The sequence below is a fragment of the Armatimonadota bacterium genome (assembly GCA_020354555.1).
Taxonomy (GTDB): domain Bacteria; phylum Armatimonadota; class Hebobacteria.
Genome location: CP070648.1, coordinates 1,862,105 through 1,875,078 on the forward strand (window position 1 = coordinate 1,862,105; position 12,974 = coordinate 1,875,078).

9 protein-coding genes are annotated in these 12,974 nt (G+C 64.5%); 1 reads left to right on the forward strand and 8 read right to left on the reverse strand.

The features are described from left to right. The 7 genes from JSV65_07620 to JSV65_07650 all read right to left on the reverse strand — a co-directional run. Positions 1–2,343 (reverse strand): VCBS repeat-containing protein (locus JSV65_07620; protein UCH36211.1); only part of this gene is annotated, 2,343 nt, incomplete at its 3' end. A 500-nt stretch (positions 2,344–2,843) separates the two neighbouring features. Beyond that, positions 2,844–6,065 (reverse strand): carboxypeptidase regulatory-like domain-containing protein, encoded by a 3,222-nt coding sequence (locus JSV65_07625; protein ID UCH36212.1) that lies wholly within the window; start codon positions 6,063–6,065, stop codon positions 2,844–2,846. Between the two features lie 394 nt (positions 6,066–6,459). Further along, positions 6,460–7,287, reverse strand: coding sequence for a TIM barrel protein (locus tag JSV65_07630; protein ID UCH36213.1), 828 nt, complete (start codon positions 7,285–7,287; stop codon positions 6,460–6,462). Between the two features lie 263 nt (positions 7,288–7,550). Further along, positions 7,551–7,844 carry a GYD domain-containing protein gene (locus tag JSV65_07635; protein ID UCH36214.1) on the reverse strand — a complete coding sequence of 98 codons (294 nt, stop codon included), beginning with the start codon at positions 7,842–7,844 and terminating at the stop codon, positions 7,551–7,553. A 176-nt stretch (positions 7,845–8,020) separates the two neighbouring features. Beyond that, a complete protein-coding gene (locus JSV65_07640; protein UCH36215.1) occupies positions 8,021–8,875 on the reverse strand; it encodes a carbohydrate ABC transporter permease in 855 nt (284 codons plus the stop codon). Further along, the gene (locus JSV65_07645) at positions 8,875–9,774 is read right to left on the reverse strand and encodes a sugar ABC transporter permease (GenBank protein ID UCH36216.1); all 900 of its coding nucleotides are present in this window, start codon (positions 9,772–9,774) and stop codon (positions 8,875–8,877) included. Before JSV65_07645 ends, JSV65_07640 begins: the two co-directional genes overlap by 1 nt. After that, on the reverse strand, positions 9,771–11,099 hold the full coding sequence (locus JSV65_07650; protein ID UCH36217.1) for an ABC transporter substrate-binding protein: 1,329 nt from the start codon (positions 11,097–11,099) through the stop codon (positions 9,771–9,773). Before JSV65_07650 ends, JSV65_07645 begins: the two co-directional genes overlap by 4 nt. 457 nt (positions 11,100–11,556) lie before the next feature. Here JSV65_07650 and JSV65_07655 point away from each other — a divergent pair, with 457 nt between their 5' ends. Further along, complete coding sequence (locus JSV65_07655; protein ID UCH36218.1) at positions 11,557–11,805, forward strand: hypothetical protein; 249 nt, start codon at positions 11,557–11,559, stop codon at positions 11,803–11,805. Positions 11,806–12,024: 219 nt separating this feature from the next. Here JSV65_07655 and JSV65_07660 read toward each other — a convergent pair. Then, a partial coding sequence (locus JSV65_07660) for a hypothetical protein (protein ID UCH36219.1) occupies positions 12,025–12,974 on the reverse strand: 950 nt, incomplete at its 5' end.

Here is a 12,974-nt window from a genome sequence, read left to right on the forward strand (position 1 = left end):
GTTGAAGTTGACATACGTCGCCTCGCCGAGCGGTATGTCCACGCCCCACTTGTACTGCCTGACATACCCCTGCTTGGAGGCGCGCACTATGCAGTCATTGGCGGGCAGGCCGTCGTGTGAGGTCAGGTATATCTCGTATATCCCCCAGTGCGATCCGCTGCTTGTGCTCTTCCACAGCAGACCATCCTTGAATACGTCAACGGTGGCTCCGGGCAGCGGCCCCTGCGCCGCCCCATCCCGGACCTGCCCTTTGAGCCATGTTACCGGCTCCAGGTTGAAGTTGCAGTAGGTGGTCTCGCCCTCGACGATCGTGATCCACTTATACTGCGCTACGTAGCCCGACTTCAAAGCGCCCAGCTTGTAGGTGCCGGGGTCCAGGTCTAACTCGGTGAGATAGAACCCGTAAATGCCATAGGGTGGCTGGGTGTACGCACGGCGCCAATAGGAGCCCTCCCGATACACCACTACCTCAGCGTCGCTGACCGGTTCACCGGTGACGCGGTTCCGCACCTGGCCCTTGAGCACTGGCGCTTTCGCCAGCCGGAAGTTGACGTAAGTGGGTTGCCCGAGCACGACGTTGATATGCCATTTGGTCTGTGTCTCGTACCCCCACTTGGCAGCGGAGACGATATACTCGCTGCTCGGCGTGGCGGTCTCGATGTGGTAATAACCACCGGCGCTGGTGGTCGTCATCGCTATCAGTTGCCCATCCAGGTAGGCAGCCACCGTCGCGTTCGCCAGGTTGATCGTGGTGTCGCGCTCGCGCACCTGGCCTATGATCCAAGCACCCAGTTCCAGGTCGAAGTTGACGATGGTGGTCTCGCCAGCGATGACCACGATGCTCGCCTTCGTCTGGGTTGCATAGCCGTACTTGCTGGCCACCAACAGATATTCGCCCGCAGGTAAGCCGGGGATCATGTACATGCCGTTTGAGTCGCTGACCGTCGAGGCCTGGGGTTCGCCGCCCAGATGCGCCTCGATCGTAGCGCCCGAGATGGGCATGGTTGTACCGGAATCGCGCACCTGCCCGGCGAGTCTGCCCCGAGTCACGGGCACGTCCCTGTAGCAGCCGGTGCGCCGCATGTCATGGTGAAACATGGGCCAGGGGAGCGGGTCGGTGGTCGGCACCTCGCAGGTCCACGCATAAACGCTATTGTCCAGTGAGCCGACCACCACTTCGAGGTCGCCGTCGCCGTCGAGATCACCTAATGTGGGGGAGCTTATGACCCAGTACCCCGTGCTCTGCGGCCACCCTGCTACGGCGGTGCCGTCGCCGTGCCACGCATAGACATTGTTGTCCTCCGAACCCACCACCACTTCGAGGTATCCATCGCCGTCCAAGTCCCCCAGCGCCGGCGAGCTCCGAACGGACCAAGCCGTACTACGCGGCCAGCCGCCGACCGGCGTGCCGTCGTGATGCCAGGCGTAGACGCTGAAGTCCGAAGAGCCAACCACCACTTCCAGGTCGCCATCCCCATCGAGGTCTCCCAAAGCAGGCGAAGAGCTCACAACGCTGTCCGCAACCTGTGGCCACCCGGCAACCGACATCCCGTCACCGTGCCAGGCGTAGATGTTGTGGTCCAAGGAACCCACCACCACTTCCAGGTAGCCGTCACCATCCAGATCCCCCAGGGCCGGCGAGCTCATGACAGTGTCCCCTGTGCTCTCCGGCCATCCCGCTACCGGCGTGCCGTCCCCATGCCACGCGTAGACATAACCGTCCCAGGACCCGACTACCACCTCCAGGTCGCCGTCACCGTCGAGGTCCCCCAGCGCCGGCGAGCTCTGGACGCCGTCGGCGGTGCTCCGCGGCCAGCCGGTAACGGGCGTGCCGTCAGGGTGCCATGCGTAGACGTCCCCATCCATCGAGCCCACCACCACTTCCAGGTCGCCGTCGCCGTCCAGATCCCCGAGTGCGGGTGAGCTATCCACCTGTGCCCCGGTCTTCTGCGGCCACCCTGGCACCGGTATGCCGTCGCCATGCCAAGCGTAGACGTACATATCGCGGCATCCGACCAGCAGTTCCAGGGAGCCATCGCCCTCCAGGTCCCCCACGGCCGTGGACGTGCCCACCTGGCCGCCAGTAGTCTGCGGCCACCCCGCGACCGCCGTACCGTCGTGATGCCATGCGTACACATAGCCATCGTCGGATCCGACCACCACCTCTAGGTCGCCGTCGCCATCCAGGTCCGCCAAGGCTGGCGACCCAGTGACCCAGAACCCCGTCGTCTGCGGCCAGCCGGACTGGAGGGTGACGGTCCGCGCGGGAGCAGCGGTCAGTACGGCCAGTGCCACGACTGCGACAGCAATGGAGATTCTCGTCGAACCGTGTGATGCGCTCATCGGAATGACCCCCTGAACCGCGCTTGCCCGACGACGGTCGTGCTTCAGATCAGATTTCCCTCAGGCCCATAAGGGCGCCGCTGGAAGCGTGGGCGCATAGGACAGGAACCGCCCACGACACTCACCACACACTTCGTTGAATGCCCAGACGTCGAGTCCAGTTCCCCTTCATCAGTGTCCCCGCGGAATCCTCGCGCGGGCTTGGCGTGTGCGCTCCGGACTACCACGTGCGTTGCGATGGCACCCATCTGGGCGCGCCCACACTCTCTCGCTTCCCGGCCCGGATGGAACATCCTGTGTGGCCACGTGCCCGTTGAAAGCAGTGCGCTGTTGCGCCAACGCGGTCGGCCAGCGAAGACAGAGCCGAGCCGTGTCTGCCCACTCGTCACGGCCGGACTTGGCCCGAGCGGCTGTGCTCCATTAGAGCATAGGCGTCAGGATCTCGATGGCGCGTTTGATGTCGCGGACCTGTTGGTCGCCGGAGATCTCGCGCTCGATGGTCAGGGCGCCGGCTGCAGGAAGAAGTTGACGTAAGTGGTGTGGCCGGCCACCAGCGAGATGTCCTTCCTGGTCTGGCCGAGATATCCAGTCTTGCTCGCGCCGACCAGGTAAGTGCCGGGCGGCAAGTCGCGATCCATCTCGTAGATCCCGTACGGCGCAGTCGTCGTTGCCGTCGCCCACACGATCCCGGCACTGCGCGCGACGACCGTCGCGCCGATAATGGGCGCCCCGCTCGTCTTATCCTTGACTTGGCCCTTGAGCCTGCTCGAAAGCTGCAGGTTGAAGTTGAGGTAGGTCGTCGCCGCCGGCGCGATGCTGACATCGTACTTGTACTGGCGCACATATCCCGGCCGCGACGCCCGTACGAGGTACGATCCGCCAGCGAGATCGCTGTTGATCGCGTAGATGCCGTAGTCGCCGCGGCTGGTGCCGCTCACCCAGACCGAGCCGTCCTTGAAGACGTCAATCGTCGCAAACGGCAGTGGTGTTCCGCCCGCGATGCCTTTCACTTGCCCCGTGAGTGTCCCTGAAGCCCCGAGCGAGAAGTTGCAGTACGCGATCACGTCGTCTCCGACCACGATATCCCGCTTGCTCTGCCGCACGCAGCCGGGATACGATGCAACGACGATGTAGCCGCCCGGGGGCAACTCGTGCCCGAACTCGTAGATACCGTACGGGGCTTGAGTGACCGTCTCAACGACCGTATCGTCGGGTAGATCGGCGCGGACCTTCGATCCAGGGTATGCCTTGACAACTGCGCCAACGAGCGGCGCGCCGGTCACGTCGTGCCTGACTTGCCCCTTGAGGGCGACGCGCTTGATGGAGAAGTTGACGTAGCTCGTCTCGCCCGCGGTCACCGTCACCGGGGCCTTGGTCTGAGTCTCGTAGCCGGGCTTGGACGCAGCGACGCTATACGTGCCCGCCGGCAGATCGGAGTCGATCACGTAGATGCCTGCGGCGTTGGTCACCCCACTTCCCCGCGCTCGATCGTTGAGATACGCGCATACGGTGGCCCCCTCAACGTTGGCACCGGTGTCACGGTCGGTGACTTGACCCGTCATCGTCTCGGACAGCTCCAGTCCGAAGTTGACGTAGGTAACCGTGCCGTCCCCCCACACCTTGATGCCAGCCTTGGTCTGTGTCACCCAGCCCTGTTTGCCGGCCGCCACCTCGTAGGTGTCGGGGCTCCCGTATAATCCTGCAATGGTATATAACCCGTACGCGTCGGTCACCGCCGAGGCCTCAAGGGAACCGTTGAGATAAGCCGAAACGGTCGCCCCCTCTATGTTGGTTGTCGTCCCGCGGACGCGAACCTGGCCGCGAAGCAGCCCGGTGAACGGCCACATCGTCATCTTGTAGATGTAGACGTCAGCGTCGGCAGTCAGGCCCTTGCAGTAATCCCGCCAAACGACGCGCTCGCCCCAGATGGCAGGCGATTGCTGATGCCCGGCGATGGCGCGGACGGGCCGCTCGGTGCCGGTCGCCACGTCACGCATGTAGATGTCTCCGTCGCCGCTGCGGAAATCCTCCCAGACGATGCGGTCGCCCCAGATGTCGGGCTGGCCTTGGGTGCCGGGCGCCGTGCAGACCGCGGTTTCGGTGTCCGTCGCCAGGTCATACATGTAGATGTCGTAGTTGCCGCTCCGCTCGTCCATCCACGCGACGCGTTCGCCCCAGATGGACGGCTGTGTCTGGGCGCCCGGGGCGGTGCAGATAGCCGTCTCCGTGGCGGTGGAGAGGTCGTACATATAGATGTCGTAGTCTCCGCTGCGGTTATCGGTCCACACAATCCGATCGCCCCAGATGGCAGGTGCGGCTTGCTGACCGGCGCTGGTACAGATGGGAGTCTCCGTGGCGGTCAACAAGTCGTACATGTAGATATCGCTGCTCGTCATGTCTCCGGGAGCATTGCGCAGGTCGGTGTACACGATCCGGTCACCCCAGATGGCCGGGGCGAGCTGCCACGATGTTTCCGTGCAGATAGGCGTCTCCGTGGCGGTGACCACATCGTACAGATAGATATCCCCATTGAAGTTGCGGGCGTCCTCCCATACGATGCGGTCGCCCCAGATCGCCGGGAGCCACTGGGTGGCTGGGTCCACGCACACCGGCGTCTCGGTTGACGTCGCGGAGTCCCATACGTAGATATCCCAGTTGCCGCTGCGCATATCTTGCCACGCCACGCGGTGCCCATAGACGTCGGGGAACAACTCATCCCAAGCGTGGGCAGCGACCGGCATTGTCCCCGACCAGGTCTCGAACTCGTACATGTAGATGTCCGGATTGCCGTTGCGGTCGTCTACCCACACGATGCGGTCGCCAAAGATCGCGCACGCTGTCTGGTCGGCCGAATCTGTGCAGATCGCGATCCTGGCGCCGATCGTCAAGTCGTACATGTAGATGTCCGAGTCTTCGAACTCACCGGCGTAGTCCCACCAGACGACGCGGTCATCCCAAATCGCTGGCATAAACTCAAACTCGGGGGCGGTGGCAATAGGGCTCTCCGCAGCGGCGACCAGATCGTACATGTAGATATCGGCGCCGCCGCTGCGATGATCCGTCCACACAATCCGGTCGCCCCAAATTGCGGGGCTTTGCTGGTCGCCCGCAGCCGTGCAAATGGGCGTCTCGGTTGCCGTCGCCAGGTCGTACATGTAGATGTCGGCGCCGCCGCTGCGGGTGTCTCGCCACACGATGCGGTCGCCCCACATATCGGGCTCGGTCTGGTCACCGGATGCCGGGCAGATGGCCGTCTCGGTCGCAGTAGCCAAGTCATACATGTAGATATCGGCGCCGCCGCTGCGATGATCGGTCCACACGATCCGGTCACCCCAAATTGCGGGGCTTTGCTGGTCGCCCGCAGCCGTGCAGATGGGCGCCTCGGCGGCCGCAGCCAAGTCGTACATGTAGATGTCGGCGCCGCCGCTGCGGCTGTCTCGCCACACGATGCGGTCGCCCCAGATATCGGGCTCGGTCTGGTCACCCGATGCCGTGCAGATCGTTGTTTCCCGGCCTGTATAGAGATCTTTCATGTACAAGTCGGCGGCGCCAATAGGACCTTCGTACCATACCAGGCGGGAGCCGTGAATCGCGGGGCCGCCCTGATTGCCCGGTCGCACGCACACCGCCCATTCCATATCGCACCTCGCGCGCGGCGCGAGCAGCGCCGAACAGGCGCTCACAATCAGTAAAGAGATGACGAGACTCAACGTTCGAAGCATCCTGCACCCTCCGAGGGATATAGGCGGACGGCGAACGCAGCGACGCCGAGCGCTCGCATGCGCCTTGCGACACATCAATCCCGATAACAGCTCTCGCGCTCGTGCGGACGGCCCAGAGGCACTTGCAGCAGAAGCCATGGGGATTGCAGACCGACTACTGACAGCGTGACGAATGCCTACGCATTCGGTGCTGTAACGCGTGGTTCCTCCCCGGCCCGATTCACCGCGCAGCGCCGAGAGTCGCGCGAGCGATAGTCACGCTGCGTACCGGAGCGGGGTGCCTTTTCCAGGTATGGCCGGCGGTCGAGGCACCTCCGCCAAGGCTTCGGCGCTGAATTGCTGGCTGGCCCAAGGCCGGGCGCTCGACCGGGTCGGCGCCGGTCCCACCACTCGGTCAGCACAGCGGTGTAAGGATCTCGATGGCGCGCTTGATGTCGATGATCTGCTGGTCGCCGGAGATCTCGCGTTCGATGGTCAGGGCGCCAGCGTAGCCGAAGCTCTTCAGCTTGGGGATCAACCGCTCGAAGCCGACCCTCCCCTCCCCCAGCGGCTTTTCGCGGCCCAGGCTCCCCGGCTCGGTCGGATAGTCGCCGTCTTTGGCGTGGACCCCGCGCACGTACGGGCCGAGGATGTCGAGCGCATCCACCGGGTTGGCCTTGCCGTACATCAGGAGATTGGCGGGGTCGAGGTTGACGCCGAGGTTGCCGGTAGCGATGTCGGTCATCGCGCGCAGCAGGGTGATCGGAGTCTCCTGGCCGGTTTCGAAGCAGAAGTCGAGGCCGAGTTCCTTGCAGTGTGCCGCGATGCGGCGCAGGGCGTCAATCGTACCCGCGTACAGCGGGTCGCACGGGTTCTCGGGGATGAATCCGGCATGGGTGGTAATCGAGGGGACGCCGATGGCGCGCGCGAACTCGGCGCCGCGCAGCAGCGCGTCCACGCGCATGTCGCGGTGCTCCGGGGGCACGAAGCCGATGGTGGCGGGCCCGTCAACGAAGTTCCAGGTCGCAGGGCCGGGGTAGCCGGTCCACAGCGTGGTGATCTCGACGCCGATGTCGGCGCAGGCGCGGCGCAGGCGCGCGGCGTTCTCGTCGGTGTACATCACCGGATTCCATGACGACAGCTGGCAGGTGGGGAGGCCGAGGTCGGCGACCTTCTGGAGTTCCGGCTCCGGTTCCTCGTGGAAGCCGACGATGACGCCCAGTTTGAGTGTCGCAGATGACATGTGTGCTCCTTGCGCGATCGCCCGCATCATTTGCGGGGCTGCTGAGCCACGGTTCGACCCTCACTCGGCCTGTCCCTGCGCGGGAGAGGGACTGGCGAAGGGCGATCAAGGGCTTGATTCAGCGGCGCGGAGAACGCCGCCCTGCGTCGTGCGAAGGCGGCGCGGGGGATGCTGCCATGCGTCACGGTGAGCGTGCGGCGGACCGGCGCGTGACGCGGCGGCGTGCAGGCCGCTGCAGACGGGCGGCCGACCGGCATGCAGCGCTACTTGATTTTGCTGACGATGCGCGCGGTTTCCTCCGCATCGAATGCACGGAAGGTTTGGGTGCGCACATTGCCTCTGGAGGCGAGGCTGAGGATCGCGGCGGCTGCGGTCTCGTCATCCGGGGCGTCGGCGATGGCGACGTAGTCGTACTGGCCGGTGACGAGATACAGCTCCTTGAGCGTGACCCCGAATCCCTCGAAGAGCTGCCGGGTCTGCTCGACGCGGCGCGAGATGCTCTTGGCGTCCTGGACTCCCTGCTCGGTGATGTTGACCAGGCTGATGTAGGTTGGCACTGTTCACCTCCCCTTCTGCGCCGGTCCGCCGGGCGGATGGTTCCGCGCGGAGGGCGCTTTCCCTTGTCGGATGGACCGGCATTCCGGGGAGCATATTGCCGCGCGGGGCCGACAACCGGCGGTGGCTAGGAAAGGCGCGCGGGGCGCGAGACGCGTCGCCGCAGCGCGAACCCAGGCTATCCCTTGAGGCCGGTAATGGCGATGCCCTGGATGAAGGTGCGCTGGGTGAAGAAGAAGAGCACGATAACCGGGAGCACGACGATGGTGGCCGCCGCCATGAGCAGGTTCCATTCCGTGCCGCCGTGCTGGCTCTGGTAGAACTGGAGGCCGAGGGAGAGCGTGAACATCTTCTGGTCGGTGAGGTAGATGAGCGGCCCGAGGAAGTCGTTCCACGTGAAGAGGAAGTGGAAAAGCGCGACGACGGCGAGCGCGGGCTTGGACAGAGGCAGGATGATGTGGCGGAAGGCGGCGAATTCCGAGCAGCCGTCAACGATGGCGGCGTCGGTGAGATCGCGCGGGATGGTGAGGAAGAACTGGCGCAGCAAGAAGATGTTGAACGCGCTGCCGAACCACGCCGGTATCCACAGCGGCTTGAAGGTGCCGATCCAGCCCAAGTCGCGGAAGAGCCCGAACAGGGGCACCATGAGCACCGGGAACGGGATCATCATCGTCGCCAGGGTGAGAGCGAACAGCACGCCCCGGCCGGGGAACCTGAAGCGCGCAAAGCCGTAGGCGACGAGCGCGTTGGCGAACACCGTTCCCACGACGCCGAGGATGCACAGCAGCAGCGTGTTCTTGGCGTACTCCAGGAAGGGCACATAGCCCAGGGCCTTGCTTCCGTAGGTAACCGCATCGAGGTAATTGCTGAACAGGAAGTGCGAGGGGATCCACTGCGGCGGGGTGCGCATGGTCTCCTCGATGGGCTTGAGCGACGTGCCGACCATCCACAGCAGCGGGAAGAGGAAGACGAGCGATCCCGCGACGAGGAGGATCTGAGTCACTATCCGGCTCGCAGGAGTCTTCGCCTTCATCACTCCCCCTCGTAATGCACGTGGCGCGCGGTGAGGCGCAGCGCCAGCGCCGTGAGGAAGATGATTATGAGAAACAGGATCCACGCCATGGCGCTCGCGTAACCCATCTTGAGATAGACGAAGGCGTTATCGTAGAGATACATGATGTAGAAGTAGGCGGAGCGCGCAGGTTGCCCTTGGGGTGTCATGACGTAGGGGACGGTGAAGTATTGCAGGGTGCCGATGATGCCCATGACGAGGTTGAAGAGGATCACCGGGGAGATCATGGGCAGCGTGACGTGGCGGATCTTGTCCCACCAGCCGGCGCCGTCGAGGTCGGCGGCTTCGTAGAGGTGCACGGGGACGTCCTGGAGCCCGGCGAGGTAGATGACGATGGCCTGGCCGACGCCCCAGGTGCCGGCGATGACGAGGGCGGGCTTGGTCCAGCGCGGGTCGGCAAGCCAGCCCGGCCCGTGGATGCCGAATAGCGATAGGAAGTAGTTGAGGACGCCGTTCTCGCCGTTGAAGATCCACAGCCACAGTACGGCGAGCGCAACGAACGGCACCAGCGAGGGCAAGAAGAAAAAGGTGCGGTACAACGTCATGCCGCGCACGCCGGTGTTGAGCAGCAGCGCCAACCCGAGCGAGACGACCAACCCGAGGGGAAGCGCGAAAGCGGCGTAGAACGCGGTGTTGCGCAGCGTCTTCCAGAACACTTCGTCGGTCACGAGGTCGGCATAATTCGCGCCGCCGATGAACTGGGCGGGCTGGAGCACGGAGTAATCACAGAAGCTGTGGTAGAACGACGCGACGATAGGATACAGAGTGAAGGCGGCGAGGCCGACGAGCCACGGGGAGATGAAAGCGAGGGCGGCATAGAGCGAGCGCGGCCTGCGCGCGTGCCGAGGACGCGGTTTCATTGGCTGGTCATCCTCTTGCGCGCGAGGTCGCGGTCGAGCTTAAGCTGCATGCGCGCGGTGACGCCAGCGAGTACGTCAGCGGCATCGCCCTCGCCAAGCCAGATCTTGTCAAACGCAGTGTTCATCTCAGCAACGTACTCAAGCCAGATGCCGACGTTCGGCGTAGTGAACGGTCGGGGGCGCTTGGCGACCTCGATGAACAACTTGATATACGGATTGGGATGGTTCCGGACGAATTCCTCGGTAGTACGCGCCAGCGGCGTGTGTTTGCCCTGGCCGGTGTTAAGCAGTTCGCTGCCCTCGATTGAGTTGACGTACCGTATGAATTCGAACGCCTCCCGCGGATGCTTGGCGCCGGTGGGGACCGAGAGGACATCACATTCCACGTACGTGAGGTTCGCCAACTCCGGCCGATCCGCGGGATACGGGAAAGGCGCGGCGCCCCACTCCATATCCGGCGCGTACTTGTGGATGAAGTTGGCGATCCACACTCCTTGCAGCACCATCGCGATCTTGCCGGAGAGGAAGCCGTCCTGCGGCGAGGAGAAGTTGCCGAAGCCGCTGCGGAAGATCTGAAGCGCCTGCGTGCCGGACTTCTCGGAGAAGGAACGCACCCAGCGGAACGCGCGCACGTTCTCCGGCGCGTCCGCCGTGATCTTCGCCTTCCCGTCCCACAGGCTGCCGCCGAAGTAACAGCCCCACATCCAGTTCCACCACCCCGCCGGCTCCGCGGGGACGAACCCCGAACAGACGATGTGCCCTTCGGCGTCACGCTTGGTCAGGCGCTCGGCATACTGGTCGAGCTGCTCGATGGTCACCGGGGGCTGCTCCGGGTCGAGACCGGCGTCGCGGAACAGACGCTTGTTCCAGACCAGTGCGAGGCTTGCGGGGGTCGAGGGCAGGCCCCACATGTGCCCGTCGTGGGAGCACATATCCCAGTAGGCGGGGATATAGTCGTCGCGGGTCATGCCGGCGGCCCGCAGGTAGTCGTCGAGGGGCATGAGCGCCCCGCGCTCGGCGTAGGCATTGATGTTCCACGACCACAGGCCGGCGACGTCGGGCGGAGTGCCCCCAGCGGTAGCCAGCGCTATCTTCTGGTCAATCTGGCTGACGGTGAGCATGTCCACCCAGATGCGGTCCTGGCGCTGGTTGAAAGCATCTACCACGCGGCGCATGGCGTCGGCTTCGAAGCCGGTCCACTTCTCCCAGTATGCGATGCGGACGCGCCCTGGCGGGACTTGCGGGTTGGGGCGAATCGTCGCGCCGAAGTACGCAAGGACCGCGAGGATGGCTAGCCCAAGAGCAGTGAGCAGTCTGGTGTGCATTATCGATGCCCGGCGCGCGCCGGCGCTGCCGAGTCTCCGAGTCCCGGGTTTGAGTGCGCGGGATTATTCATGACGGTCACGCTGTGCGCTCTGCACCGCAGGTGATGTGCGCATGAACAACCCGGGCTGGTCATGTCGCGGAGCCCGTGACTCGACGAGGCAAGCTTGGCCGCGGAGCTATGGTTCGACTCAGCGGGTGGATTCGCCGTGGCTGGTTGGGCGCCCTCCCGCCGTGCGGCCGCGAGCCCGGGGGCATTGCGGCGACAGGAGTTTCGCCCCCGGTTGCCGTAGGCGAGTTTGGCCCAATTGCTCATGACGGGGTGAGAGCCGTTGCACGGCGCGCGCGGAAGGTGATGAATCATCCCGCGCGGTCAGGCGAGGTCCATATGTGACTGGCCGCGCCGGCCCCTCACGGGCATGAGCAATGCGGGTGAGCCACGCCACAAGGAGGCGCGTCATGACCGAGGCCGATGCGTGCCAGAGCTGCGGGATGCCGATGGAGACGTCGCAGATGCACGGCGGCGGAGTCAAAGACAATCCGTACTGCGTGTACTGCACAGATGCGCACGGGCGTCTCAAGCCGCGCGAAGACGTGCGCGAGGGAATGATCCAGTTCTACATGGATACCCTGGGCAAATCGCGCGAGGAGGCCGAGCACGTGGTTGACGCGGCGATGTCGGAGATGCCGGCGTGGGAGGAGGGGTAGAGCGCGTCATCCGTACTGGGGTCGGGTCGGCGGCACCAAGTTCCGGCATTTCCCCTTTAGGTGCGCCGGGCTATTCACGATGGTCATCGGGCGCAGGTCGGGAATGCGAGTCGCGCGTCAATAATGCCCTATAGAAGCGGCGTCAAGTCCTTGCGGAGATTCGGCACGCACGGCGAGCCGCAAGCCGCAGGCGTTGCCCGGACGTTCGCTTCTCGATCCTCACGGTACGCGCAGCAGCCTGAAGTTGAGCGGCTCGATTTCAACGGTTAGAGATTCCCCGTCCACGGCTGCGGGTTCTTTGCTGAGAGCGTCAACGACCGAGACCGACGCGGACGATGCCAGCCTCTCCCAATCAACCGTCAACGTCGCCTTCTGCGATTCCCGCGTCACGTTGACGACACACAGCAGCGCCCCGCCGTGCGGCTTGCGGTAGGCGGTGCATTTGACTCGCTCGTCCTGCCCGCCGACGAGGTCGCCGTTGTTCCAGTACGGGAGCAGTTCCGCATCCACGATCCCGAATTCATCGAGCGCCGCATAGACGCGATTGACCTCGTCCGCCTTGCACCACAGCGGCCACAACGCGAAGTCGTGCAGCAGCGACAACCCGACCAGGTGCTGTGTCGGCCCCGGCTGCTCGGCACGCTCGCCCAGGAATTCCGGCAGGAAGAACGGCATCACGCCCCAGTTATGTCCCATGAACTCTGCGCGCACATGGTCCAACGGCATCAGGTCAAGGTAGTTGTCCTGCACCAGCGCGCGGAAGTGCTCGCCGTCGAGGTACGAGTCGCAGAAGCTTAGGATCGGTATCACCATCTGCGACGACATGTGCCCCATCATGAACATCTCTTTGCCGGTCTCGGCGCCGTACTCCTTGAGCATGGTGTAGATGCGCTTGTACAGCTCGCGCGTCGCGAAGACCGGGTACGTCGGCCGCACTTTGCCGTCGCGGACGTAGCCACATCCGCTCGCCTGGTTGCCCGACGGGAAAACCATCGTCCAGTCGTGATACAGCCCGTCAAGGTCGTACTCGCGCACGTAACGCTCGTTCGCCCATACCACGAAGTCTATCCAGTCCGGCGCCGGGGAGCAGCCGTAGAGCGGGGCCTTGTACGCGATGACATCCGCGGAACCGGGGTCTGCCGCGCCGTTCGCCCACTCCTCGCCGTAGA